This window comes from Pectinatus haikarae, assembly GCF_050916305.1.
GTDB classification, from domain to species: domain Bacteria; phylum Bacillota; class Negativicutes; order Selenomonadales; family Selenomonadaceae; genus Pectinatus; species Pectinatus haikarae.
Window position 1 is genome coordinate 1,936,107 of record NZ_CP116940.1, and the last position, 25,866, is coordinate 1,961,972.

The window sequence follows — 25,866 nt, forward strand, 5'->3', positions numbered from 1 at the left end:
TTACAATGAAACGATGATGAAGGGAATGATATAGTTGCTTAATCAGAGACAGATAGAAATCATTCTGGATATATACGAAAATTCGGGCAAATACTTTACTGCGGCATATCTGGCAAAGCAAAAAAATACAAGCCTCAGAACCATGCAAGGTGATTTAAAGATAATAAAGGATGAATTCGCTCAAAATAAATATGCCAGCATTGAATCACAAAAAGCAAAAGGCAGTTATTTAAAAATTCATGATCAGGATGCATTTTCTGATTGGGTAAATGCACTATATGTACAATATAACTGTGATAATCTCGACTATCCAATGAACCGAGTCAGTAAAATAGTTTTCTTACTGCTAAGTACAATAAGAACAACTTCTATGTATGATCTTGAGGATGAATTGCATATTTCTCACAGTACATTGGTTGGTGACATTAAGATAGCTCAGGAAAATCTTGAAGAATTTAATCTTCGGCTTATTCGGGAAAATAATAGACTGAAAATAGCAGGTTTTGAAGTAAATAAACGACGCTGTTTGGCGGAAAATGCTTTATATTTGGCACATGTACAGGGACAGGATCAAGAAGACGACTGCATTGACATGCAACGGATAGCGTATATCAAGGACATACTTTTAAGGGTATTTACTGACAGGCAGTATTATATTTCTGATATAGATTTCAACAACGCGGTACTCACAGTGAATATTATGATGCACCGTATTCAGCGCCAATTCTTTATAAAGGAAAACGAACTGGAAATTACTGATGAACTGGATAAGGAAATGATGATTTCTCAACAGATTTTTGATAACCTGAAACAGCGTTTTTTATGCAATATTCCGCGAGAAGAGGTTGAATTTTTTGGCCTATACCTTAAGGGACAGGAAATCTGCAAAAATAAAGAAATAATTTCACAGGAGATTGACGATTTTATCAATGAAACCTTTGTGGGCATAAGGCAAAATTATGGTGTAGATTTTACTAACAATATCGGTTTAAAATTATCCATGGGTTTACATTGCATACCATTAATTATTCGTTTGAAATATGATATGCAGATACAAAACGAATCTTTAAGTACGGTAAAAGAAAATTTTCCGTTAGGCTATGATATTGCTACTTATTTTAGTTATTTGCTGCAACAAAAATATGCAGTAAAGGCTAATGAAAGTGAAATATCATTAATTGCGGCTCATTTTTATGGCAGTATGCTGGAATTAAAGCAGAAAAAACAAAACATAAGAATATTAATTATCTCTGCAATGAAACAAAGTATGACGGTACTTTTACGCTCAATGTTACGTAAATGGTTTGCGGCAGAAATTGGGCAATTAGACTTTTTACAGGCAAATCAAATCACTGAACAACTCCTTGATGAATATGATGTTTTTTTGACTACGGAAAAAAATGATTTTTATGAAAAAGGATTAGCTATGCTGATTGATACCTTTGTGACAGAAAAAGACCATCGTAATATTAAGCTGTTGATGGATGGTTTTAAAAATGTCGATGATGTAATAGATATTTTCCAAAAGGATTTATTTTTTAATGTTAATGGTATGACTAAGGATGATATCATAAAGCTCTTATCAGCTAAATCCGCTGATAAATATGAGATTGAGGGTATTTATGAAGCCGTTTTAGAACGGGAAAATATAGGAAGTACTTTTTTCAGTCAGGCAGTAGCGATTCCTCATCCTATAAGGACAATTTCTTCAGATACTTTTATTTCTGTTGGAATAACAGAAGAACCGGTTATATGGGATGAAGAAGGACATAAGGTAAATGTTATTATGCTGTTGCATGTGGGAAAAAATAATCTTGGTTCTTTCCAACTATGGGATCTGCTGTCGCATATCCTTTTAGAAAAAAATTGGGTAGATGAAGCAGTTGTTAAAGGTAATTTTGAAGAATTTTTACAATGCATAGCTAATGTACTGAAAAGCAAGTTTTAGCTAGCATTTCCGGATAGTAAAGATTTTTAAGGTATTTACATTAAAATTATATTATCATAATGGAGTTTTATTTGAATAAAAATTTTTTCTATGCAATTTATTATTAGAATTCAAATTCATGCATTTGACGCGACATTATTTATAATAAACATTGATTCTTATTTTATGCCGTTATAAAATAAGAAAGATTTCAGAAAAATCCGTAAAATCCGGCACGGTCATGTCGCTGCAACAGGAAGCGATATCAAATATGCCATTGGAAAAATCTGAGAAGGCTGATTTAGCAATGAACTGGAGTCAGCAGAATTGCTTATCCGACAGTTACTTAAAGTCCGTTTTTATTGTGTCTAAAAGACTGCTTTTCTGTGGGGCGGTCTTTTTGTTTTGGGTAATATATTAATTTGAATTGATGAAAGAAATATAGGTATTCCAGCAGATACAGAAATGCTGACAGCAAAGCAGCTTGTGGCAACGAGTGCCGGTAATCTTCAAGAAGCACTTAAATATACTGCCAGATAGTTTATCTTGATTACGATTTTGACGGCAATAGTATGGGAACACGCGGTCAAAGATATTGATTTAGGGGGCGGAAGCCCTGGTGCGGATTATTTAGAAGAAAAATACGATAAAATAAATTTGGAACGGACTAATTTATTGACGGGTAATGCAGTAAACTCTGAGTATGAAACCTTTGATGCTTCAAGAAATAATTATTCAGTATATGGACAATGGGAACCCTGCTTGAATAATGCCGATACGAAAAGTAATCTATTCGAATGAAGATATAAGAAACACAGGTATTGAAAGTATGGATATTATCAACAGATATAAGGAATGAAATTATAAAGGAAAGTCTTCATTAATGCAGGAATTTAACTTAAGTGAAAAAGGGTTTGACTAAATAATAGTAAAAGGTTATTATTTAAAGAAGGTTGATTGTAAAATGAAAATGAACAGTTGCAAAAAGTCCACAGTGACTTTCCTTTAAATGGTAAAATGGAGTTCTCACAGCACCATTAACCAAAGAGGAGACAATCACTATGGACTGCCATAATTATATCACAGTATTCCCTGAACGAAAACGTGGTCAGCACTTGGGACGGGAAGAACGCGGAGCGATCCAGCAACTAAACAAGCAAGGATACTCTCTGCGGGCAATCGCCCGAGAAATCAACTGTTCGCCAAGTACTATCATGTATGAATTGCGCCGCGGTACACCGCTGCGCAAAAGCCATAGAGGACGTGCACCGGAGTACAGCGCCAAACGAGGTCTTGCAGTATATGAAATGAATCGAATGAAGTGCAAAAGGCCGCATTATATCACACATTGCTCAGATTTTGTTAAGTGGGTGGTTGCGCAAGTCAGGGCAAAAAAGTGGTCGTTAGACGCTTGCGTCGGTCATGCGCGCCTGCACCAGCTCTTTGCTGATAAAGAAATGGTATGCACGAAGACCCTATATAACGAAATGGCTGCTGGTAATTTGCCGCTATCGCTGTTCGAGCTGCCTGAAATTCTAAAGCGAAAGCAAAACAAAAAAGGAACCCGAAAGCATAAACGTCTGAAAGGTCGCAGCATTGACGAACGTCCTGACATCGTAGATTTACGCACGGAATTCGGCCATTGGGAAGCTGACACGGTGATTGGCAGAAAAAAAGTCAGAGAAGCTGCTGTTTTAACTCTGATTGAGCGTGTTACAAACAATTACCTGGCTATTCGCATTCCTGGTAAAAACAGTGAGTCTGTCATGGCTGCGATGAAAGAACTACACGCTGAATATGGTGAGCGTTTCAGTTCTGTTTTCAAAACCATTACAACCGATAATGGCTCTGAATTCGAGGAATTTTCCAAGATTGAAGCCTGGGGTTCCAGTGTTTATTATGCACATCCTTACTCCTCTTGGGAGCGACCAGTAAATGAACGGCACAACGGCTTCTTGCGTCAATATATTCCAAAGGGCGTTTCGATTGAGAAATATACTTATGAAGATATATTACACTTTGCCGATGAATTGAATAGCCGTCCGCGCAAGCGACTTGCCTACCAGACACCGGAAGAATTGTTCGACGCTTTTCTCGATAAACTTTATATTGCCTGAGATCATCGGCATTTTACCAAAGTGTTCAATTTGCTATTGCAATTTACGATTATTTAAAGAATAATTAATATTATATATATTATAGCTATCTGACAATAAAATTTGCATATTGGAGTTAACTATGAAATACTGTAAAAATGAGAAAAATTTTATTGAAGTCGGCGGAGAGTTTATCACACTTAAGCAGTTGATTGAAACTATTCCAGTTACTGTGGTGTTAATTGATAGAAAGGGAAATTGCATATCTAATGGCCAATTCCTGGTAGACTGTAATGCCACATCCAAAAAGGATAGTTTAGTTGAATCTGAAATCACGGATTTGAACGAAAAAGTGCGTGAAAATATTAAGCGTGATTTTGAACTTTTTGATCAGGGGAAAAACATGCCTGCGCATGAATTGACGCTTAATGGCAGAATATATAAAGTAGTAGTAGTTCCTTTACGAAATATCTCCGGTTTTGCATTTGCAGAGTTAGCGGTATTAACAGATATAAGCGAAAATAAGAACGCGGAATATCGCTTGGCCAAACTGAATGAACAATTAAAAGTAATGGTTTCGCGCGATGGATTAACAAAGCTGCTTAACAAGAATGCTTTTAGAGAAGTATGTAATAAATTGATAAAGGTAGCACTACGGGAAATGCAATCATTTTCTGTCATGTTTATTGATATAGATTATTTTAAAAAGGTAAATGACACATATGGGCACTCGGTTGGCGATATGGTTTTAAGGAAAGTGGCAGAATCTATAGTTAAAAATTGCCGAAAAAGTGATATCGTGGGGAGAGTGGGCGGTGAGGAAATCGCGGTCTACTTACCAAATACTAATTGTTATGGTGCAGTCGTTTTGGCAGAAAAAATACGAACGTGCATTGAGAAATCAGAGTTTAGGACAGAGAATATAGTTGTTCGCGTTACTGTCAGTATTGGCGTTTCAGCTAATAAACCATATCATAAAACAATATCTGATATTAAAAAAGATGCCGATAAGGCTATGTATATGGCAAAGAGTAATGGACGAAACAGAGTTGAATGCTTATATGAATAGCAGAATAATGTGTTGAAGCAATTAAAGCCTTGGAATTGATTAAAAAACCAGTATCAGATTTTTTTAATATTGAGTAGATAGTTGACTGCTCTCTAATAGTTATATACGCCTTCAAGCCGATGCAATATAAAATCAGCTTGAAGGTTTTATTTGCGAGCAGAAAATTAAGAACATCTTCGGAGTTTGATTTTATGTATACAGTATAATTTCGATTATTACTTCTGCTTTTATTGACAGATATATTGTATTAATATATGCTATTATTTTTAATAAAGCCTGTTCTTTTAGTGGTTGAGCGATTGAGTGTGTCAGAGCATAACTATTAATACACAAAGCAGCGCTGCTTATACTATCCTGGGGGTAGTGCAGGCAGCGTTTTTTTCTGGGAGGAAATGCTGTGAATAAAAAAAAGGATACTTATGAATTTATTGATCTGCATCGTCATGCTATGATTGAATTTTAGCGGTCTTTGGTTAATTGACTCTTCAAATTTGCCGATAATAAAACAAAGTCTTCAGGAAATAACTGAAAAAAATTATATCCAGGGAACAAAGAGCAAGCTTTCAGATATAGTGTTTTTTAAAGAAATGAAAAAACTTTCGGTACATGTTAAAACGGTTAATTTTGAACCTATAAAATAACAAGGAGGATTACCTTTCGTTCCGTTTATGATCTATATTCTAAAATTTCCTATACATACAGCAGTGGCCACATCTACATGTATTTTAGCTATTTCTGCTCTCAGCGGAATGTTATCACATGCATTGCTTGGGCATATTCTTTGGGGGCCTGCGATTTTTACAGGTGTGGGAGCTGTGCTTGGTGCGCAGTTTGGTGTAAAGTTTTCCTTAATATTAAAGGCTGCGTCTTTGACTAAATATACTGCTTATGTTATCCTGATAATGGGTTTGAAATTCATTTATTATTATATAAGTTATTGATTTTTCAGCCGTGTGAAAGTAAAATTTCATGCGGTTTCTTTGACGTATAGGACAATATTATTTCGATACCCGCTTCAATTAGGGGAACAAGCTGCTAAATTTTCATGCCAAAGGAATATCTATAATAATATGACAAAAAATATATTTACACCATCCATACTAAAAATGAGTTGGCCGATCTTTGTTGAAGTATTTCTGCAAATGATGATCGGTAATGTCGATCAGTTCATGATCAGCCATTACTCTCAGGCTTCTGTTGCGGCTGTGGCTAATGCAAATCAAGTTATGAATGTGATAATTTTGCTGCTTACCGTAATCAGTACGGCCACAACTATCCTTATAGCCCAATATTTCGGTGCTAAAAATAAACAAAAAATTGAGGAAATATGTACGGTTTCCTTTGCTTTTAATGGTGTTTTCAGTTTGACGGCCAGTTTTTTTCTGCTCCTTTTTCGCGAGCAGCTTTTTCAATGGCTGCAAGTGCCGGAAGCAATTATGGAAGAAACCAATTTGTATTTCAGCATAGTGGCAGGCGGAATAGTCTTTCAAGGTCTGTATTTTTCTCTTGTTGCCTGCTTCAGAGGACATTCATGGACGAAAACTACTATGCTTATATCCCTTTTCATAAATGTTTTCCACATCCTCAGCAATTCTGTTCTCATTTTTGGCATTGGTCCTATTCCCGCTTTAGGAGTTTTCGGTGTATCCATTTCCACAAACTGCAGTAAATTTTTGGGATTGGTATTATTGTTCTATATATTTCGCCGATATCTCAATGTCAAAATGTCATGGCGGTATCTGCATCCTTTCCCCTGGAAAACCCTAAAACAAGTGCTTTCCATTGGTATTCCTTCCGGAGGAGAAACGCTGTCATATCAGTTGTCACAGATGACTATCATGAAGATGGTCAATATGTTCGGACTGGCTGTTATAAATACTAAAGTGTATGTTTATATCCTGGCAACGTTTTGCTATATTTATTCTATAGCTTTGTCTTCTGCCGCGCAGATCATTGTCGGCTATCTGATAGGTGCCGGCAGATCGAAGGAGGTAGGCCGAAAAGTCTGGTACACGGCTACTCTTTCGGTTTTTATATGTCTGGTGATGACCATTGTGTTTTATACAGGCAGTGATTATATATTGCGCGCTTTTACAAGTGACCGCGATATCTTGGCATTGGGGCATGCGATTTTATTTGTAGAAATTTTTCTTGAATTGGGACGCGGCGTCAATATAGTTATGGTAGCCTCCTTACAGGCCGCCGGAGATATTCGTACACCTGTGATCGTCGGTATTATATGCATGTGGAGTATTGCTGTCGGTATGGCATATTTTTTAGGTATTGTCATGCAGATGGGATTAGTAGGCATATGGATAGGCATGGCCTGTGATGAATGTATCAGAGCCTTGATTTTTATATATCGCTGGCACAGCGGAAAATGGAAAAACAGGCATCTTATTTGATCTAAATATATTAAGCCGGAGGACAAGTTATGTTAAGCATCTGAACTTATTTTAATATTTATGGGGACAACAGGACTATTTTTCTAAGATAATTAATATATTTGCTCTTTTTTCTTATATTTTTATGATTTTTAGCTGAATACTTTCAAAAACTACTATAAAATGCTAGACAAAGTTATGTATATATGCTAATATATGTATCGTAAAGATGTTAACAAGGCAATGGCGCCATATGATAATTTCATTTCTTCACGGGTAGTGCAGGATTGATATATATTCATATGGTTTTTTTATTGCTTAATTTTTAAATTTAAAGGTGGTTTTCTTATGGACGATTTACTTTTCGTTATCCCCGCGAATTCTACAAAAGAGGACATTCTTAGCAAATTGAAAGAACACCCTGAAATCAAATTTGTTTCATTAGTCGGTATTGATTTGGCAGGTAACGATACAGACGAAAAAATCCCTATGCAGGTTTTTTTAGAGGATATAGACAAATTCTATGAAGGTTCTGCTGTTCAAACAGATGGTTCTTCTGTTGTTCTGACTAATATTGCAACATTGAATAACGCTAAGGTTGATATGCCGGTTGATTCTGCGGTTAATTGGTTTATTGACTATAATATGGAAAATTTTGATGAAGAACTTGAAAAGCCTATCGGCACACTCCGCATACCTTCATTCCTTATTCACGAAGATAAAAGAGTCGATTCACGAGCTGTTTTGACGGATACGCTTGCGTTTGTCAAAAAAGAGTTACTGGGCTTATTCGCTAAAAAAGAAGTCGTTTCCGGGCTGGAACACATCAAGGGCAGTGATGTTGAAGATATTATTTTCACATCAGCTACCGAACTTGAGTTCTGGGTTAAAACACCGTTGGCTGAAGCTGATATTCCTGAAATGAGTGCATCACAGGTCATGCAGGAACAGTATTGGCAGCGTACGCGCGGTGCTGTTCGTTCTGCACTGGAACAGACGATCCTCGCGATGCAGGCTTACGGTCTGGAACCTGAAATGGGACATAAAGAAGTTGGCGGCATGAAGGGGCATATGGATGCTTCCGGTAATATGAACCATGTCTGCGAACAGATAGAAATAGATTGGAAATTTGCTAATGCTGTCCAAGCGGCAGATAATGAATTGTTCGTCCGGACACTTGTAAAAGAAGTTTTCCGTGCTAACGGACTTGAAGTCAATTTCAAGGCTAAACCGATGATCGGTCTTGCCGGTAATGGTGAACATACTCATATTGGGATGGCTGCTAAGCTGAAAAGCGGCAAGGTCATAAATCTCTTTTCTCCTAAAGAAATGACAAAGGATTTCATGAGTTCCGTTGGTTATGGTGCCATTATGGGGCTGCTTAAAAATTATGAAGTCATTAATCCTTTCGTTTCTTCCACAAATGATTCTCTTAATCGTTTGAAACCGGGATTTGAAGCACCTATATGTATTGTTACTTCACTGGGTCATAAGCCTGAAGTGCCTTCCCGTAATCGTACCATTCTTGCAGGTCTTGTACGTGATATAAAAAGTCCTATGGCAACTCGTTTCGAATTGCGCGCATGTAATCCTTACACCAATACTTATGTTGCCTTGGCTGCTATTTACTCTGCTATACTTGACGGTGTAAAATATTCTATCAATAAAACAACAGACGAGCTTCTTGATGAACTTTCCAAGGAAGCAGGCACTGTTGCGGGATATCTCGAAAAAGATCGTGCTTATCGCAGTGAAGATGATGTTTTTGAAGATTATACACAGGAAGAACGCGATCATTTGTTCTCTATTCCACCTGCTACTGTATGGGAAAATCTGCAGGCTCTGAAGAATTTCCCGGAAAAACGTGCTGTGGTTACTGCTGGCGGGGCATTGCGTGATCAGATCATTGATGCATTTGTTTCCGGTGAGCTTATACGTTGGAAAACGGAAATTATCAGCCGTATAATTCCGGAAAATCGTGTTATTGTCAGTGCATGTAAGGAAATTGCATCGACTTTCGTAACGGATCAGGATGCTTATAATTGGAATAAGATCAACGGTATTCGCTGCTATCTGGCAAAAGACAGCATTGATGAAAAATCATTGTTCACTCTTTTGATCAAGGCGTTGAATGAAAATGATTTTGCTACAGCATCAGGTCTTCAGATCGAAATGTATGATAAGATGGAAGAATTAAAATCTCTTTATTCTGATTACAAAATGAATATGATTTAATGATTTAACATAAAAAGCCTCCGCATTTCCTGTTCTTCTCAATAAATCAGGAATGAGGAGGCTTTGTTTATTATACATACTTTCCTATTTCAATAATTCCGTAGTGGACAGGACTGTATCGGCCACCGCAAATGGAAGAAAACCCAAGTCGATCAAATTCATTGCTTTTGCTGTTTTCTTTCAGTACGACCCGATGTTTAGCAATACGGCAGGCTTCATCTATGCTTTTTTTTGTTACAGGTGCTGTATCGGCTAAAATACGCAAGGGAGTGAGACTGAGACTGTCCATAAGAGGGTGGCGGAACATAGGATCAAAATAAACTACATCAATGCTTTTATCGGGCAGTTTTTGTAAATATTCTTCATGATTTACATTTATTACTTTTATATTATGTGCAGCTTTTGTCAATTCTTTTACAGAAAAATCAGCTGCACGGAGTCCTTCCTCTGCAATGAGAGCTAAAAGAGGATCGGCTTCAAGACCTATAACGAGAGTACCGCTTTTGAATGCACTGATAAGCGCATCAGCGGCGAACCCCAATGTGCAGTCAAGCACGGACATTCCCTTTTTGAGAGCCATTGCCGTGAGCATATTGTCCTTTTCATTTTTCAGAAGTCTTTTTATTCGCAATTGTGCCATATTGGGATGAAAAAAAAGTTCACCGGAAGATGTGACAATGCTTATTCGTTCTTTTTTTACGATAATGACTGTTTGACAGTCGTGTCTTTTTTTTATTTGCGCCAACGGTTCATTGTTCCGATAAATAAAATGCATATTATATTTTTCGGCAAGAGAATGAGCTTTGACTATACAGTTTCCGTCTGTTCGACGGCCGGTAGTGATAAAAAAATTATTCATAAATGTTATATAGCACCTTGTGGACGTATTTTCCCAGGGAAAATATTATTGTATTCGTTTGAACATTTTCGCTAGATCACGATGCTCAAATTTAATGGTTGTGGGTCTGCCGTGCGGACAGGTATAGGGCAGTCTGGTATGAGCCAATTCGTCGAGAATTATTTTCATTTGCTGCAAGGTCAATTTGTCACCTGCTTTGATAGCTGCTCTGCATGCTGCTGTTGCCAGACAGGCATGCCGTATTTCCTGCGGTGTGGGTGTGTGCATTTCATTTAATGAAGCAAGTATGTCTCGTATTGTGTTTTCAGCCTCATCCATAGGGATATCTGCCGGTATCTCCATAAGTCTGAATTGCTGCGGGCCTGATGATTCGGCATTAAATCCCAATTTGTACAGAATTTCCCTGTTTTCTTCCAGCAGATCGTATTCTGCAGAAGAAAGATTCAAAAGAAGATGTACCAAGAGCTGCTGAGAAACAATGCGATCCTTTGCAAGGCCAAATCTGTCATAGAGTATTCGTTCGTGCGCGGCATGCTGATCTATTATATACATACCGTCTTCTCCCTGTGCTATGATGTAGCACAGATCAATCTGACCAAGCGGAAAAAGTTCTCTGGCAGCAGAAAGCTGCGGATCGGTTTGGGTATCAGCAAGAATATTTTCATTTTGCATATTCTGTGAGATGACGGCAGTGTTTTTCATAGCATAAATTTGTTCTTTTGCCATTTTGAAATCATCTGCGTCAGCTTCTCGCAGAAAAGATGTGTCTTCGGAATGCAGACCACCGCTGTGATTAGTTTCATGGATCATTAATGCAGATGAAGTTTCTGGAGTTTCGCTGTTGGGCGCGGATACGCTATGCAGCATGGGCTCTTCATAGCGGGGACGGATAAAATCTGCAGGTGCGGCAAAGGCGTCAAGTGTCTTTGCATCATCACTTTGAGCGGGACGGACAGCATCAAGTATTGTTTTATAGACAGCTTTAAACAGCCGGCCCTCATCGGCAAATTTTAGTTCGATTTTTTGCGGATGAACATTTATGTCTATAGTGTTTTTGGCGACCTCAATATTAAGGACTGCTAAGGGATAACCAGATTTTGGCAATAAAGAATGATAAGCATTGTCTATCGCGCGGCTTATCATCCGGCTGGTGATTATTCTGCCGTTGACTATAAAAGTCTGCCACGTCCGGCTGCTCCTTATGACAGCCGGTTTGCTTATATAACCTGTTATTTTTACGTCTTCGTCATTAAAGCCAAGCGTAAGCAGTTCCTGACCGACGGTTCTGCCGTATATGCCTGTGATCGTATCTTTTAGTGAGCCTGTTCCGGGAGTAATGACGGTGATTTTATTGTTGCTGATGAGTTTTACGGCTATTTGGGGATTGGAAAAAGCCAGCTTGATAACATAATCATTTATTTTATTTGTTTCGGTGGAGGTGGTTTTTAAGAATTTTTTTCTGGCGGGAGTATTGAAAAAAAGATCCTCTACCTTTATTGTCGTACCTATTCCGCATCCCGCTTCTCCGATATCTTCAAGTTTTCCCCCGATGATTTTAACACTGGTGCCGAGCTCATCCTGTGCTCTTCGCGTAAGAATGGAGAATCTGGAAACGGCAGCTATTGAAGGAAGGGCTTCTCCGCGAAAACCAAGTGTGGCTATCTTTTCAAGATCGCCAACTGCGGTGATTTTACTTGTTGCATGCCGAAGAATGGCAACCTGAACATCTTCGCGGGTCATGGCTCTGCCATTATCTGTTATTCTTATAAAACTTGTTCCGCCTGCCATTATCTCTACGTCGATCTTGCTGGCACCGGCGTCAATTGAATTTTCCATGAGCTCTTTGACAACGGAGGAAGGGCGTTCAACAACTTCACCGGCCGCTATTTTATTTATAGTATTTTCGTCAAGCACATGGATACTGCTCATAATTTTCCGGTCTCCCTTCTTGCCTGCTGCTGCAGTTTATAAAGTATATTCATTGCCTCTAACGGAGTCATGGTAGTTATGTCAATATTCAGCAGCTCCGTGTTCAGGGCAGAAGCAAACAGTGTGTCCATAACGGGCGGTGCCGAGTTTTTTTTTGGAGGGTTGTCATTTACCGCTTGAAATTTTTTTCTGGTATCCGCAGCTTCAAGGCCGACCAATATTTTTTCTGCCCGATCAGTAACTGCCTTAGGCAGTCCGGCCAGTTTAGCGACATGGATGCCGTAAGATTTGTCTGCACTGCCGCTGATTATCCGCCGCAGGAACGAAACCTTGCTGCCCTTTTCTTTCACGGCCACACAATAATTTTTGACATGTTTTTCATCGGCCAGGTCTGTGAGTTCATGATAATGAGTGGCAAAGAGCGTTTTAGCGTTTACTTTATCACGTATATACTCGATTACTGCGCGGGCAATGCTCATTCCGTCGAAGGTGCTGGTCCCTCTGCCTATTTCATCGAGAATAATGAGACTGTTTTTTGTAGCGTATTTTAAAATGTGAGCTACCTCGTTCATTTCAACCATAAACGTACTTTGACCGCTCGCCAGATCATCACTGGCACCTATACGGGTGAATATTCTGTCGACGGGAGATATAACAGCCTCTCTGGCAGGAATGAAACTTCCTGCTTGGGCCATTAACGTCAGGAGTGCTGTCTGGCGCATATATGTGGATTTCCCGGCCATATTGGGGCCGGTTATGATGAGGATTTCGTTTTCGCCATTGTCAAGCATAGTATCATTTGGAACAAAGAGCTCTCGTGTTAAGATGCGCTCGATAAGCGGATGACGGCCGTCTTTTATCGATATGCCGCCTCTGCCATTTAAAGTCGGCCGTATATAATTGTAAGCGGCGGCTGCCGCGGCAAACGACGTTATGACATCAAGACAGGCTATATTCTGCGCAGTCGTTTGAATACTTGACACGTGCTTTTTTACTTCTTCACGTATTTCCGCGAACAGTCTGTATTCTATTTGAAGAATCTTCTCTTGTGCACCGAGTATTTTTGTTTCAAATTCTTTTAACTCCGGAGTTATGTATCTTTCTGTATTTACTAAAGTCTGTTTGCGTATATAATCAGCCGGGACCTGCTCCAGATTGCTCTTGCGTATCTCGATGAAATAACCGAAAACCTTATTATAGCTTATTTTCAAAGATTTTATGCCGGTTTGCTGCTTCTGTTCATTTTCCATCTGCTGAAGCAATGTCTGGCTGTCTGAGGCCAGATGCCGATATTCATCGAGTTCTTCGTCAAAACCGTCCTTTATTATGCCGCCGTCCCGCAAAAGAAAACCGGGATTATCGTCAATGGATTTTTCAAGCAAATCAACCAATTCACTATAGGTTTTTATATTTTTATCTATTGATTGTAAAAAGGCAGCGGTGCTGCCGTGCAGAGAATCCTTCAGTTCAGGCAGTGTATAGAGCGATTTTTTTAAGGCCAGCATATCTCGGGCATTTGCTGAGCCGACCTCTACGCGGGTAAGTAATCTTTCAAAATCATATATGGATTTCAACAGAAGAGAGAGCTGTTCTCTGCGTGAAAAATCCTTGGACAGTTCCTCCACGGCATCAAGACGCTGTTCAATTTTATACCTGTCAAGCAATGGATATTCCAGCCATTTTGAAAGCTTGCGGCTTCCCATTGCAGTACCGGTAAAATCCAATACAGAAAACAAAGTGCCGCTTTTGCCGCCGTCGTGGAGATTATGTGTTATTTCTAAATTTCGCAGGGTGTAGGTATCAATGACCAGATTGGCAGAGGCGTCAAGGTATGTGAGATGGTTCAAGTGACTGAGATCTGTTTTTGCCGCCGCATGCAGGTAATCAAGTAATGAAGCGATAGCGGCAGAAGCAATGGTTTTGGCGGGACGGTCAGGTGCAGCAAAATGTTCAGTGATGCGGTCGTCCACGGCTGCAGACACAGCAGCAATTTTAGTTACAACACATTTAGGAATATGCAGATTTAAAAATTCAAGAATTTTTTCTGCACAGGACAACCCGCTTATAATAAGCAATTCAGCCATCATCAGCCGATAAAGTTCATCGCACAGTGTCTGGCAGCGATCAGGACCTTCATAGACACTGTAAAAGCATTCACCCGTTGATATATCAGCTCCGGACAAAATAAGTATATTCTCACTTTCGTGAATAAGAACAATATAATTATTCTGCAGTCCGGGCAGGGCCGACTCATCCATAACTGTTCCCGGGGTGATTATTTTTATGATTTCTCTTTTGGTAAGGCCTTTAGCTTTAGGATCACCGATTTGTTCGCAGATGGCAACCTTATAGCCTTTATTGATAAGTCTGTTTATATAACTTTCGGCAGCGTGATAAGGAATGCCGCACATAGGTATTTTACTTCTGGCTGTCAGAGTAAGTTCCAATTCTCTTGAAGCGGTCTGTGCATCCTCATCAAACATTTCGTAAAAATCACCAAGCCGAAAAAATAGAATGGCTTCACCTGACTGTCCTTTCATTTCATAATATTGCTGCATCATTGGTGTTATTTCCTGGCTGCTGAGTCGTTCATTATTTTTCTTTAGCATATTGTGCCTCACCTTTTAATATCCAAGTTTGTGGATGCGTGATCCGTACATTGAGGATATCTCCAGCCTTTTCTGTTCCATTCTTTTGCCAAAGAACGATTTTATTTGTGGAAGTACGGCCTGTATAGACCGACGCATCAGTTCTGCTCGGTCCCTCGACCATGACCTGAACAGTCTTATTTATAAAAGCTTCGTTTATTTGCAGACTGATTTCGTTCTGAATTGACATAAGCTGATTCAAACGATTCTTTTTCACGGAGTCGGACACCTGATTGTCCATAGTGGCTGCCGGTGTGCCGGATCTTTTGGAATATAAAAAGGTATATGCCGCATCATAACGCATCTGCCTGAGAAAAGTGAGCATTTGTTCAAAGTCTGCATCTGTTTCTCCGGGAAAACCGATTATAAGGTCTGTCGTGAGACTGCATTCGGGTATAGCCTTGCGTACCTTTTCTGCGAGCTTTCGATAATATTCAAGAGAATATCCTCTGTTCATGGCTTTCAAGATACGGTCGCTGCCATATTGAACAGGAAGGTGGAAGTGAGTGCAGATATGCCGGCTGTTTTTTATGGTTTCAATCACTTTATCATTTAAATCACGCGGGTGAGAAGTCATGTAACGGATTCGTTCTATGCCGTCGATTTTATCCAGTTCATATAAAAGGTCGGCAAAATCACCTTCGGGCATATCCTTACCGTATGAATTGACATTCTGCCCCAGCAGTGTTATTTCTTTCACACCATCAGCACTGTATTTTTTCGTTTCTTCTATTATAGAATGCATTGGGCGGCTGTGTTCCCGGCCTCTTACATAAGGAACAATGCAGTAGGTACAAAAATTATTGCAGCCGTACATAATAGGGATCCATACCGAAAGTGAATTTCCGGAAGGCGGTAAAACTTCCTGAGGTATACCGCCGTCGGCTGGTGCCAGCTTGGTCATATGGTGGCGGGACAGCTTGATATCGTTTATGATATTGTTAAGTTCATGAATATTATTTGTGCCTAAAACGAAATCTATATGCGGCGCTCTTTTGAATAAGGCTTCACCTTCTTTTTGTGCCATGCAGCCGACTATACCGAAAATAAGTTCGTGTTTAGCCTGTTTTAAATGCTTTATTTCGCCGATTTTTCCGTATATTTTATTTTCTGCGCTTTCTCTGACGCAGCAGGTATTGAGTAGTATTACATCGGCTTCATCTAAGACTAGTGTCTTTTCATAGCCCAGTATTTCGAGCTGTGTTCCCATCCTTTGCGAATCGCTTTCATTCATTTGACAGCCGTAAGTTAAGATCATATATTTATAGTGTATCATTAATTATTACCCCTGCAGGTTCTTACTTTAATTTCTTCGTAATATATTATTATAAACTAGATATTATATGGAATGCAATATATAAAAAATGCACGTTCGTTGAAAATTTTTGATTATGAATTGACATCAATATATGCAGGTGCTATAATCAACAATCAAATAATACAGTAATCAGATATGCGAAAGACATGATTAAGCGGTGATATTTTTCAGAGAGAGGTGCGTTTGCTGCGAGTACCTTAAAATATCTGCTGAATTACCACTTTTAAGCTATGCGGGGGAAATTTAAGTATGCCGCATCGATTCATCATCGTTAGAAGATGCATGAGCTGGCCGTTGATTTTAGACGGCAAGCAGAGTGGGACCGCGAGTGAATACAACCTCGTCTCTGCATGAATATTATTCATATGGAGACGGGGATTTTTTATTTTAGATTTGAAAAAAGTTATTTGATTATAACGGGAGGCAGAAGATAATGATAAAAATTACATTAAAAGACGGCAGTGTAAAAGAGATCGAGAAGAATACAACGGTTCTGGAGTTTCTGAAAAAAATCAGCAACAGTCTGGCAAAAAAGGTATTGTCCGCAAAGATAGACGGCAGTAATTCGGATTTGATGACGCCGCTTATAAGGGACTGCCGTGTTGAATTTATGACATTTGATGATGCGGATGGACGCTGGGCATTAAGACATAGTGCTTCTCATGTTCTGGCACAAGCCGTAAAGCGTATTTATGGAGATAAAAATGTGCAGCTGGCCATTGGACCTGCAATTGATAACGGATTTTATTATGATATAGATATGGAAAAACAGCTTGGGCAGGCTGATTTGGACAAAATCCAGAAAGAAATGGAAAAAATAGTCAAAGAAAACCTGCCGATTGTAAGAAGTGAAGTGCAAAGAGCAGAAGCAATAAGAATGTTTGAAGAAAAAGGCGAGATATATAAGGTAATGCTCATAAAGGATTTACCGGAAGACGCACTGATAACTTTATATACGCAGGGGGAATTTACTGATCTTTGCGCAGGCCCTCATCTCGTTTCGACAGGAAAAATAAAAGCAATTAAACTGCAGAATGTCACCGGTGCATATTGGCGCGGTGATGCAAAAAATAAAATGCTTCAGCGTATCTACGGAACGGCATTTGAAAAGAAAGCGGATCTTGATGCATATTTGCATATGCTTGAAGAAGCAGCGCGGCGCGACCACAGGAAGCTTGGCAAGGAGCTGGATCTGTTCAGCCTGCATGAAGAAGGTCCGGGTTTTCCCTTTTTTCATCCAAACGGAATGGTCATAAGAAATGAGCTTATCAATTACTGGCGTTCAGTTCATCGCCGTTATGGCTATCAGGAAATCAAAACCCCGATAATTTTAAACCGACATTTATGGGAACAATCCGGTCATTGGGACCATTACAAAGAAAATATGTATTTTACGAAAATCGATGATGAAGATTATGCAATAAAACCTATGAATTGTCCCGGCGGGATACTCATTTATAAGACTCAGCCGCACAGTTATCGTGAGCTGCCACTCAGAACCGCGGAGCTGGGGCTGGTGCACAGACATGAATTGTCAGGAGCTTTGCACGGTTTGATGCGCGTTCGCAACTTCACGCAGGATGATGCGCACATATTTATGCTGCCATCACAAATTGAAGAGGAAATACAGCATACGATAGATTTGTTTGACGAAGTATACAGCACATTTGGGTTGTCTTATCATGCCGAATTGAGCACGCGTCCCGATGATTCTATGGGGTCGGATGAAGTGTGGGAAAAATCAACGGCGGCACTGAAAAGCGCACTTGAACACCGCGGACTGGAGTATGTGGTCAATGAAGGTGACGGTGCTTTTTACGGACCGAAGATCGATTTTCATCTTACTGATTCACTTGGACGTACGTGGCAGTGCGGCACAATACAGCTTGATATGCTCATGCCGGAGAAATTTGAAATGACATATACCGGTGAAGACGGACAGAAGCATCGTCCTGTTATGGTTCATCGTGTAGTATATGGAAGTATTGAACGCTTTATCGGGATATTGATCGAACACTACGCTGGTGCTTTTCCCGCATGGCTTGCACCTGTTCAGATAAAGATCCTGCCGATTACCGATAAAAATGCTGATTATGCATATTCGCTGAAAAAGAAAATGTTTGATCTTGGACTTCGGGTAGAAGTCGATGATAGAAATGAAAAAGTCGGTTATAAAATGCGGGAATGTCAGGTGAAAAAAATTCCGTATATTTTGATCGTCGGCGATAAAGAACTTGAAGAAAATAATGTGTCTGTACGAAAACACGGTGAACAGTCGACAGAAACGATGCAGACAGATGAATTTATAGCAATGCTGCAGAAACAAATAGAAGAAAAAAAGTGATTGACATCTGAAAAAAAATACGGCTTTCTTTATCTTTTTTTCTAAGCAGGAAATGACGCAGGCAAGATGTCTGTGTCATTTTCTGTTTAACATGAAGCGTGTATAATTATATGGAATCTTTTTTATAAAACTAGAATGAAGTTGTATATTCATACAGCATTTGATATAATAAGGCAGGAATAATATACGTCAAGTGTAAAAGGAGAGATGACAATGGATACTATTGCAGACAAAAAAGATAAGAAAACGGGCTTGGGTTCCATCCGTATAGCTGATGAGGTCGTCAGCATTATTGCAGGTCTCGCAGCAACAGAAATAGAGGGCGTTGACGGCATGAGCGGCGGTCTGGTCGGCGGGATAGCTGAGATGCTCGGCAGAAAGAATTTTTCTAAAGGTGTTAAGGTTGAAGTAGGGGAACAGGAAGCTGCTGTTGATTTATATCTTATTGTAAAATATGGTGCGCGTATTCCTGATATCGCTCTGCTTGTACAAGAAAATGTTAAAAAGGCTATTGAAATGATGACAGGACTGCATGTAGTAGAAATAAATATTCATGTACAGGGCGTAGGCTTTCCTCCTGAAGAAAAGGAAGAAAGGGAAGAAGTCGTTCGTGTCCGCTGAGAAAGAGGCTTTTCAATGGGGATTATAAATCGATTCTTATTGTTTTTTTACACCGCATGTATCGCTTTGCTGTCACTGGGAGTTATTGTTTTATGTACAGGTGTTGTTCCGCCTGATGATTTATGGAACGATCTGCTTTATATTCTGGGACGGGCAGAAACGATAGTCGCTGCTGCCTTGGTTTTTCTTATCAGTATTGAACTTATGGGAAATTGTTTTGCATCAAAAAGAGATAGAGATCTGGGCGGTGAAGGGATCATTGTACACGGCGCGCAGGGTGATGTGAAAATTTCCAAAGGAGCTATACTTGGTTTTTGCACAAAGCTATGTTCTGGTATGCCCGGAGTACGCGATGTGAAGGTGAAAGTCAGGTTTTTGAAAAAAGCAGACCATGATGATTTGACTACGGATCTTAAAATAAAGCTGATGCTTGGGCAGGAGTACAGTGCTGTTGATATATCTGATGAGATACAAAAGAACATTAAGAGTCAGTTAGCGCTTTACATGGGACTGGATGATGTTTCTATGGATATAATTATAGATAATATATCCGCCAGCGGCAGCAAAAAGAAACGTGTAATTTGATATGGCTTGATAATTGACTTGGAGTAAATTATGGAAAACTTTTCTTGGAAAAAATGTATAAAATTCCTTTGGGATAATCATCGCGGAAAAAGTTTGGGAATTTTTCTGGGTTTGATAATAAGTTTATCCATTTTAATTTTTGGTTTTTTTAAAACACTTTTTGTTTTGTTTTTTATCGGAATAGGATTGTTTATAGGCAATAAAATAGACAGAAATGACGATTTATTAGAAACTGCGGAAAATATTCTTGATTATATACAAAAATTTATTCCGCCTGTATTTCGTCGATAAAAGGAGAAATTTTTATTTATGAGTCGAAGGCAGGCTCGTTGTGTAGCTTTGCAAACGCTGTTTCAGCTTGATCTTAACAGCATCCTTAACAAGGAAAATGCTATTGACGGTGTTTTGGGTCTTACAAAGGTTCTGAAAGAGCGGGATTTTTTGTATATGCATAATTTAGTGGACGGAACAATAGACAATAAGGCATATATTGACAGTAAAATAGGTGCAGTATCAGGGGACTGGCATCTTGACAGAATGCCGGCGGTGGACAGAAATATCCTGCGCATCGCTGTTTATGAACTGGAATTTGGCAGTGCGGATTTGACTCCCAAAATAATAATAAATGAGGCTGTTGAACTGGCCAAACAATTTGGAACAGATGATTCCAGCCGTTTTATTAACGGCGTTTTGGGTTCTATTGTCAGAAAATGAATTAAAGCCGGGCAGAAGCCCGGCTTTTTGCTTAAAAGGAATATTTATGTCTGTTTATAGTGTTAGTCAAATAAATTCTTATATCAGTGAGATAATGTCTGCTGATGATAATTTAAAAAAGGTAATGATACGTGGTGAAATATCAAATTTCAAACTGCATTCGTCCGGGCATTGCTATCTTACTTTGAAAGATGATAAAGCTGCCATAAAAAGTGTCATTTTTCGCCGTTTTGCGCAGAAACTGCGGTTCAGGCCTGAAAATGGTCTAATGGTCATAGCGTGTGGCAGTATCAGCGTATATGAACGGGATGGTACTTATCAGTTATATATAGAGCAATTGATAGCAGATGGTGCCGGTGCTTTGAGTGTGCGGTATGAGCAGCTGAAAAATCAGTTGGAAGAGGAAGGTTTGTTTTCTCCCGCCCATAAAAAAAACCTGCCTGTGCATCCTAAATGTGTTGGCATTATTACGTCGAAAACCGGAGCGGTACTTCATGATATATTCCGTGTGGCTTTCAGACGTGATCCCTCTGTGAAATTGCTGCTTTTCCCGGTCCTTGTTCAAGGAAAGGCTTCATCTGAACAGCTGGTTGCCGCCCTGAAGTATTTCAATCAGCATAGAAATCTGTGTGATGTTATTATAATCGGGCGCGGAGGCGGTTCAATGGAAGATTTGTGGCCGTTCAATGATGAAGGTGTAGTACGAGCAGTATACTCTTCCGCTGTACCCGTTATTTCTGCGGTTGGGCATGAAACTGATTTCACACTGATTGATTTTGTCAGTGATGTTCGTGCGGCAACACCGTCGCATGCCGCTGAATTGTGCATCCCCTCCAGGGAAGAATGGCTGCAAAGATTATCCTTTCTGGAAAAAAATATAATGAATATTATGCGCAAAAATTTTACTGTCCTGCATGAACGCTTGAACAAATGCATTAACAGCATTGTTTTTAAAGACAGCTATTATCTTTTAGGCAGCAGACATCAGCAGATGGATCAGCTCTTTGCCGGATTAGACAATTCATTGCGTAGGCAGATGGAAATAAAAAAAAGTGCATTGGCTGTCTTAGAAGGGAAGGGTTCTCTGCTAGACCCGGAGGCTGCTATGAAGAGAGGATATTCTTTGATATATAAAGATAAGGTGATCATAAACAGTGTTTCTCTCTTGAGTAAAAATGATAAACTGAAAATTATTTTGGCAGATGGGCAGGTTTTAACTTCTGTTGAAGATATAGTGAAGGATATGCAATATAATGGCAAGGAAAAAGAAAAGCTTTGAGGAAGCTGTTGACAGACTTGAGGGTTTGGTAAATGAATTGGAAAAAGGGGAACTGGCTTTGGATGATATTTTGAAAAAGTACAGGGAAAGCACTGATCTTATCAAATTTTGCCGCGGTGAACTTGAAAATGCCGATAAAGAAATAAGCGGCCTTTGGGAATTGAGTGCTTCCGGTGAACAAGTTCCCGTCAATATAGACGCGGGAGAAAATGATAATGAATGAATATATGCAGCATAAAGTTTCTTTAATAAATGAGGCATTGTCGCATTTATATTCAGAAAAAACAGCATTGAATGCAGTTCTGGCAGATTCCATGAATTATAGCCTGAAAGCCGGCGGGAAAAGGCTTAGACCGGTTATGCTGATGGCCGCGGCTGATGCTGTGGGCGCGAATGGTGATAAGTATGTGCGTATTGCCTGCGCCATGGAAATGATTCATACATATTCTCTTATCCATGATGATCTTCCGGCAATGGATAATGATGATTACCGCCGCGGTAAGCTGACAAATCATAAAGTATACGGTGATGCGATGGCTGTTCTGGCGGGCGATGCATTGCTGACAATGGCATTTGAAGTAATTGCTTCTGAGCATGCCGTAGATCCTTCTGTTCTGCTGCGGATATCTTTAGAAATAAGCAGAGCTGCAGGGCCGGAAGGCATGGTAGGCGGGCAGGCTCTTGATCTGTCGGCGGAAAACAGGCATATTGAATTGGACGAATTGAGAAAACTGCATTCTGCAAAAACAGGTGCATTGTTTCGTGCGGCGATAAGAACAGGCGGTATTTTGGCCAAAGCGGATCAGAATGAATTGGCGTCGCTCACAAGATATGCCGATGAATTTGGACTGGCTTTCCAAATTACTGACGACATACTGGATGTGATCGGAGACGATGAAAAAATTGGCAAACCGGTGGGCAGTGATGAAAAAAATCACAAATCCACTTATGTATCACTACTTTCTCTGAGTGAAGCAAGGAAAATGGCAGAAAAATCTATAGCCAATGCTGTAGAAGCCCTGGAACCATTTGGCAGTAAAGCTGAATTCCTCCGCGGATTGGTAAAAAAGCTGTTGGACAGGCAAAATTAAAAGGAAGTGCGCTCTTGGATATTTTAAATAACATAAAGCAGCCCGATGATTTGAAACTGCTTTTACAAAATCAACTATTGCAGCTCGCAGAGGAGATACGTAAGCTGATTATTGATGTGGCAGCTGAAAATGGAGGCCATCTTGCGTCCAGTCTGGGAGTTGTCGAATTAACAATAGCGCTTTATAAGGTATTTGATTTTCCCACGGATAAAATTATCTGGGATGTGGGTCATCAGGCTTATGCACATAAGATTCTGACCGGACGGCGTGATAAATTTCATACATTAAGGAAAAAAGGCGGAATAACAGGTTTCCCTAAGATAACTGAGAGTAAATATGATGCTTTTGGCACAGGTCACGCGAGTACATCCATTTCTGCTGCACTTGGCATGGCCTGTGCCAGAGATATTGACAGACAAACATACAAGGTCGTCGCTGTAATCGGCGACGGAGCTTTGACGGGAGGAGAGGCCTTTGAGGCGTTGAATAATGCCGGCGCCTTAAAAAAAGATATTGTTATTATTTTAAACGATAATGAAATGTCTATATCAAAAAATGTCGGAGCTCTTTCCCGTTATCTGGACAAAATACGAAGTGCGCCTGAATATACGAAAGTGAAAAAAGATGTTGGCACTCTGCTGCAGCATTTACCTAAAGTAGGCGATAGAGTTTATAAAACTGCCAGCTTGCTTAAAGACAGTATCAAGAATGTTCTGGTCGCAGGAAATCTTTTCGAGGAAATGGGATTGTCATATATAGGTCCTGTCGACGGAAATGATATGCCAAAGCTTATAGAGGTGCTGCAGGGAATAAATAATATGCAGGGACCGGTATTGCTGCATGTCATCACTAAAAAAGGAAAAGGGTATATGCCGGCGGAAAAGAAACCGGATAAATTTCACGGCATAGGACGTTTTGACATTCAAACAGGCGAATCGCTGGGAAAAATTTCAAATATACCAACATATACACAGATTTTCAGTGAGATGTTATTGAAAATGGCGGAAGTGGATAAGGATATAGTAGCTGTTACTGCCGCTATGCCGGGAGGAACCGGGCTGACTCCTTTTTCGCAAAAATATCCTGAACGTTTTTTTGATGTGGGCATAGCAGAGGAACATGCTCTCACTATGGCTGCCGGGCTGGCCGCCGCAGGGAAGAAACCGTTTGTGGCACTTTATTCCACATTTGCGCAGCGAGGCTATGATCAGATTTTACATGATATCTGCTTACAGAATCTGCCTGTTACCATTTGTTTGGACCGGGCGGGCATAGTAGGAGAGGACGGACCGACACATCATGGCGTATTTGACTATTCTTTTCTGCGAAATATCCCAGGCATATTGATGATGGCTCCTAAAGATGAAAATGAATTGCGCCGTATGATGTATACGGCTGCGGGCTGTAAAAGCCCGGCGGTGATCCGATATCCGCGGGGGCAGGCCTGTGGAGTGAACTTAGACGCTGGTGTGCAGACTGTCGATATCGGCAAGGCAGAAATTATAACTGAGTCAGCAGGTGATACCGTTATAATAGCTGTAGGAACGATGGTACATCCGGCAAGAAAGGCCGCACAAAGATTATCTGACGAGGGGATCGCCTGCAGTGTAGTGAATGCCAGATTTATTAAACCAATGGATGAAAATATGTTTGCGGAGCTGGGAAGAACAAAGCGGTTTATCCTTACTGTGGAAGAAAACGTACTGGCAGGAGGGTTTGGATCGGCTGTATTGGAAATTTTAAGCAGAAATGATGCAATGCCGCCTAAGATAAAATGTATGGGGTTGCCCGACCAATTCATTTGCCAGGGAGCGCGCAGCGAACTTTTGCAGGAAAATAATCTCACAGCTGAGGGAATAATTTCCGTGATAAGGGAAAATTCGATAAAGTAAAGGGGCTTATCTCCCTGTATATAAATATATCGGAGAGGATAGAGTTGATGAGCAAGCAAAGATTAGATGTTGTCTTGGTCGAAAAGGGATTGGTTCAAAGTCGCGAGAGAGCTAAGACAACCATAATGGCAGGGCTGGTCTTGGTAGATGAGCGGAAGATAGATAAAGCAGGTACGCTGATAGATCCGGAACTGCCGATACGTATACTGGGAGACAATATAGGTTATGTGAGCCGGGGCGGGCTGAAGCTGGAAAAGGCTATAGAGGCTTTTTCGATAGAATTGACTGATAAAGTATGTATTGATATAGGTGCGTCGACTGGCGGTTTTACGGATTGTGCATTGAAGAATGGTGCAAAAAAGGTGTTTGCTATTGATGTTGGCTACGGGCAGCTGGCGTGGTGTCTGCGTACAGATGATCGTGTAGTAAATATGGAAAGAACAAATATACGTTTTGTTAAACCGGCTGATTTGGGGGAATACGCGGACTTCGCATCTATTGATGTGGCATTCATATCGCTTACCAAGGTGCTTCCTGTGGCAAAGACTCTGCTCGTTGAAAATGGGAAGATAGCGGCCCTTATAAAACCTCAGTTTGAGGCGGGGCGGGAAAACGTCGGTAAAAAAGGCGTGGTTAAGGACCCGCGCATCCATGAGAATGTTATAAGAAAAATAGCTGATTTTGCTGTAGAGACAGGCCTTAAAATTGAAGGAATAACTTTTTCACCGGTTAAGGGGCCGGAAGGTAATATAGAATATCTTATATATCTGAATAATGCTGATATGCCGACAAGATGTGTCCTTAATGATGACAGTATAAGCTGTGTTGTTTCAGAGGCGCATAAGATGCTTGATATAAAATAATAATAGAGGCAA

20 protein-coding genes and 1 pseudogene are annotated in these 25,866 nt (G+C 40.0%); 17 read left to right on the forward strand and 4 right to left on the reverse strand.

The annotated features are described in order from the left end of the window. Positions 1-34 precede the first annotated feature (34 nt). The 7 genes and pseudogenes from NXG61_RS09500 (at position 35) to NXG61_RS09530 (ending at position 9,711) form a co-directional block, all read left to right on the forward strand. Positions 35-1,948: a BglG family transcription antiterminator gene (locus tag NXG61_RS09500; protein ID WP_307225332.1), complete on the forward strand. Its 1,914-nt coding sequence runs from the start codon at positions 35-37 to the stop codon at positions 1,946-1,948. A gap of 525 nt (positions 1,949-2,473) precedes the next feature. Beyond that, complete coding sequence (locus NXG61_RS09505) at positions 2,474-2,728, forward strand: hypothetical protein (protein WP_307225331.1); 255 nt, start codon at positions 2,474-2,476, stop codon at positions 2,726-2,728. A gap of 260 nt (positions 2,729-2,988) precedes the next feature. Further along, positions 2,989-4,044: an IS30 family transposase gene (locus NXG61_RS09510; RefSeq protein ID WP_432748913.1), complete on the forward strand. Its 1,056-nt coding sequence runs from the start codon at positions 2,989-2,991 to the stop codon at positions 4,042-4,044. Between the two features lie 121 nt (positions 4,045-4,165). Then, positions 4,166-5,092, forward strand: a complete 927-nt coding sequence (locus tag NXG61_RS09515; RefSeq protein ID WP_307223443.1) for a sensor domain-containing diguanylate cyclase — start codon at positions 4,166-4,168, stop codon at positions 5,090-5,092. Between the two features lie 656 nt (positions 5,093-5,748). Continuing rightward, positions 5,749-6,033: pseudogene (locus NXG61_RS09520) on the forward strand (TSUP family transporter); the annotation flags it as partial. A 129-nt stretch (positions 6,034-6,162) separates the two neighbouring features. Next, positions 6,163-7,497 carry an MATE family efflux transporter gene (locus tag NXG61_RS09525; RefSeq protein WP_307223445.1) on the forward strand — a complete coding sequence of 445 codons (1,335 nt, stop codon included), beginning with the start codon at positions 6,163-6,165 and terminating at the stop codon, positions 7,495-7,497. Between the two features lie 327 nt (positions 7,498-7,824). Continuing rightward, positions 7,825-9,711, forward strand: a complete 1,887-nt coding sequence (locus NXG61_RS09530) for a glutamine synthetase (protein ID WP_307223447.1) — start codon at positions 7,825-7,827, stop codon at positions 9,709-9,711. Positions 9,712-9,781: 70 nt separating this feature from the next. On the opposite strand, the gene NXG61_RS09535 is transcribed toward NXG61_RS09530, so the two are convergent. Genes NXG61_RS09535 through miaB form a run of 4 tightly spaced genes read right to left on the reverse strand, consistent with a single transcriptional unit; the run spans position 9,782 to position 16,423 of the window. After that, entirely contained in the window at positions 9,782-10,570 is a 789-nt protein-coding gene (locus NXG61_RS09535) for a class I SAM-dependent methyltransferase (RefSeq protein ID WP_307223449.1), read from the reverse strand. Positions 10,571-10,615: 45 nt separating this feature from the next. Next, positions 10,616-12,499 carry a DNA mismatch repair endonuclease MutL gene (mutL, locus tag NXG61_RS09540; protein ID WP_196604606.1) on the reverse strand — a complete coding sequence of 628 codons (1,884 nt, stop codon included), beginning with the start codon at positions 12,497-12,499 and terminating at the stop codon, positions 10,616-10,618. Then, positions 12,496-15,108 carry a DNA mismatch repair protein MutS gene (gene mutS, locus NXG61_RS09545; protein ID WP_231038581.1) on the reverse strand — a complete coding sequence of 871 codons (2,613 nt, stop codon included), beginning with the start codon at positions 15,106-15,108 and terminating at the stop codon, positions 12,496-12,498. Before mutS ends, mutL begins: the two co-directional genes overlap by 4 nt. Then, the gene (gene miaB / locus NXG61_RS09550) at positions 15,092-16,423 is read right to left on the reverse strand and encodes a tRNA (N6-isopentenyl adenosine(37)-C2)-methylthiotransferase MiaB (RefSeq protein ID WP_196604607.1); all 1,332 of its coding nucleotides are present in this window, start codon (positions 16,421-16,423) and stop codon (positions 15,092-15,094) included. Before miaB ends, mutS begins: the two co-directional genes overlap by 17 nt. Positions 16,424-16,898: 475 nt before the next feature. On the opposite strand from miaB, the gene thrS reads away from it, so the two are divergent. The 10 genes from thrS to NXG61_RS09600 all read left to right on the forward strand — a co-directional run bounded on the left by thrS (position 16,899) and on the right by NXG61_RS09600 (position 25,854). After that, complete coding sequence (gene thrS, locus NXG61_RS09555; RefSeq protein ID WP_307223453.1) at positions 16,899-18,809, forward strand: threonine--tRNA ligase; 1,911 nt, start codon at positions 16,899-16,901, stop codon at positions 18,807-18,809. Between the two features lie 207 nt (positions 18,810-19,016). Then, positions 19,017-19,430, forward strand: a complete 414-nt coding sequence (locus NXG61_RS09560) for an Asp23/Gls24 family envelope stress response protein (RefSeq protein WP_370871638.1) — start codon at positions 19,017-19,019, stop codon at positions 19,428-19,430. A 15-nt stretch (positions 19,431-19,445) separates the two neighbouring features. After that, a complete protein-coding gene (gene amaP, locus NXG61_RS09565) occupies positions 19,446-20,015 on the forward strand; it encodes an alkaline shock response membrane anchor protein AmaP (protein WP_196604610.1) in 570 nt (189 codons plus the stop codon). Positions 20,016-20,045: 30 nt separating this feature from the next. Then, complete coding sequence (locus NXG61_RS09570; protein WP_196604611.1) at positions 20,046-20,306, forward strand: DUF2273 domain-containing protein; 261 nt, start codon at positions 20,046-20,048, stop codon at positions 20,304-20,306. A gap of 18 nt (positions 20,307-20,324) precedes the next feature. Then, positions 20,325-20,729: a transcription antitermination factor NusB gene (gene nusB / locus NXG61_RS09575; protein ID WP_196604612.1), complete on the forward strand. Its 405-nt coding sequence runs from the start codon at positions 20,325-20,327 to the stop codon at positions 20,727-20,729. Between the two features lie 46 nt (positions 20,730-20,775). Then, complete coding sequence (gene xseA, locus NXG61_RS09580; protein WP_307223457.1) at positions 20,776-22,008, forward strand: exodeoxyribonuclease VII large subunit; 1,233 nt, start codon at positions 20,776-20,778, stop codon at positions 22,006-22,008. Further along, positions 21,983-22,231, forward strand: a complete 249-nt coding sequence (gene xseB / locus NXG61_RS09585) for an exodeoxyribonuclease VII small subunit (protein WP_196604614.1) — start codon at positions 21,983-21,985, stop codon at positions 22,229-22,231. The genes xseA and xseB overlap by 26 nt, the downstream gene beginning before the upstream one ends. Continuing rightward, positions 22,224-23,099 (forward strand): polyprenyl synthetase family protein, encoded by an 876-nt coding sequence (locus tag NXG61_RS09590; RefSeq protein ID WP_196604615.1) that lies wholly within the window; start codon positions 22,224-22,226, stop codon positions 23,097-23,099. Before xseB ends, NXG61_RS09590 begins: the two co-directional genes overlap by 8 nt. A gap of 14 nt (positions 23,100-23,113) precedes the next feature. Next, positions 23,114-24,991, forward strand: a complete 1,878-nt coding sequence (gene dxs / locus NXG61_RS09595; RefSeq protein WP_307223459.1) for a 1-deoxy-D-xylulose-5-phosphate synthase — start codon at positions 23,114-23,116, stop codon at positions 24,989-24,991. A gap of 47 nt (positions 24,992-25,038) precedes the next feature. After that, a complete protein-coding gene (locus NXG61_RS09600) occupies positions 25,039-25,854 on the forward strand; it encodes a TlyA family RNA methyltransferase (protein ID WP_196604617.1) in 816 nt (271 codons plus the stop codon). Positions 25,855-25,866: the final 12 nt, after the last annotated feature.

What these genes read in the sequence shown, in the direction of transcription:
- NXG61_RS09510 (WP_432748913.1), top strand. Translation starts at nt 2,989, where the DNA reads ATGGACTGCCATAATTATATCACAGTATTCCCTGAACGAAAACGTGGT.
- NXG61_RS09515 (WP_307223443.1), top strand. Translation starts at nt 4,166, where the DNA reads ATGAAATACTGTAAAAATGAGAAAAATTTTATTGAAGTCGGCGGAGAG.
- NXG61_RS09525 (WP_307223445.1), top strand. Translation starts at nt 6,163, where the DNA reads ATGACAAAAAATATATTTACACCATCCATACTAAAAATGAGTTGGCCG.
- NXG61_RS09530 (WP_307223447.1), top strand. Translation starts at nt 7,825, where the DNA reads ATGGACGATTTACTTTTCGTTATCCCCGCGAATTCTACAAAAGAGGAC.
- NXG61_RS09535 (WP_307223449.1), bottom strand. Translation starts at nt 10,570, where the DNA reads ATGAATAATTTTTTTATCACTACCGGCCGTCGAACAGACGGAAACTGT.
- mutL (WP_196604606.1), bottom strand. Translation starts at nt 12,499, where the DNA reads ATGAGCAGTATCCATGTGCTTGACGAAAATACTATAAATAAAATAGCG.
- mutS (WP_231038581.1), bottom strand. Translation starts at nt 15,108, where the DNA reads ATGCTAAAGAAAAATAATGAACGACTCAGCAGCCAGGAAATAACACCA.
- miaB (WP_196604607.1), bottom strand. Translation starts at nt 16,423, where the DNA reads ATGATACACTATAAATATATGATCTTAACTTACGGCTGTCAAATGAAT.
- thrS (WP_307223453.1), top strand. Translation starts at nt 16,899, where the DNA reads ATGATAAAAATTACATTAAAAGACGGCAGTGTAAAAGAGATCGAGAAG.
- NXG61_RS09560 (WP_370871638.1), top strand. Translation starts at nt 19,017, where the DNA reads ATGACAATGGATACTATTGCAGACAAAAAAGATAAGAAAACGGGCTTG.
- amaP (WP_196604610.1), top strand. Translation starts at nt 19,446, where the DNA reads ATGGGGATTATAAATCGATTCTTATTGTTTTTTTACACCGCATGTATC.
- NXG61_RS09570 (WP_196604611.1), top strand. Translation starts at nt 20,046, where the DNA reads ATGGAAAACTTTTCTTGGAAAAAATGTATAAAATTCCTTTGGGATAAT.
- nusB (WP_196604612.1), top strand. Translation starts at nt 20,325, where the DNA reads ATGAGTCGAAGGCAGGCTCGTTGTGTAGCTTTGCAAACGCTGTTTCAG.
- xseA (WP_307223457.1), top strand. Translation starts at nt 20,776, where the DNA reads ATGTCTGTTTATAGTGTTAGTCAAATAAATTCTTATATCAGTGAGATA.
- xseB (WP_196604614.1), top strand. Translation starts at nt 21,983, where the DNA reads ATGGCAAGGAAAAAGAAAAGCTTTGAGGAAGCTGTTGACAGACTTGAG.
- NXG61_RS09590 (WP_196604615.1), top strand. Translation starts at nt 22,224, where the DNA reads ATGAATGAATATATGCAGCATAAAGTTTCTTTAATAAATGAGGCATTG.
- NXG61_RS09600 (WP_196604617.1), top strand. Translation starts at nt 25,039, where the DNA reads ATGAGCAAGCAAAGATTAGATGTTGTCTTGGTCGAAAAGGGATTGGTT.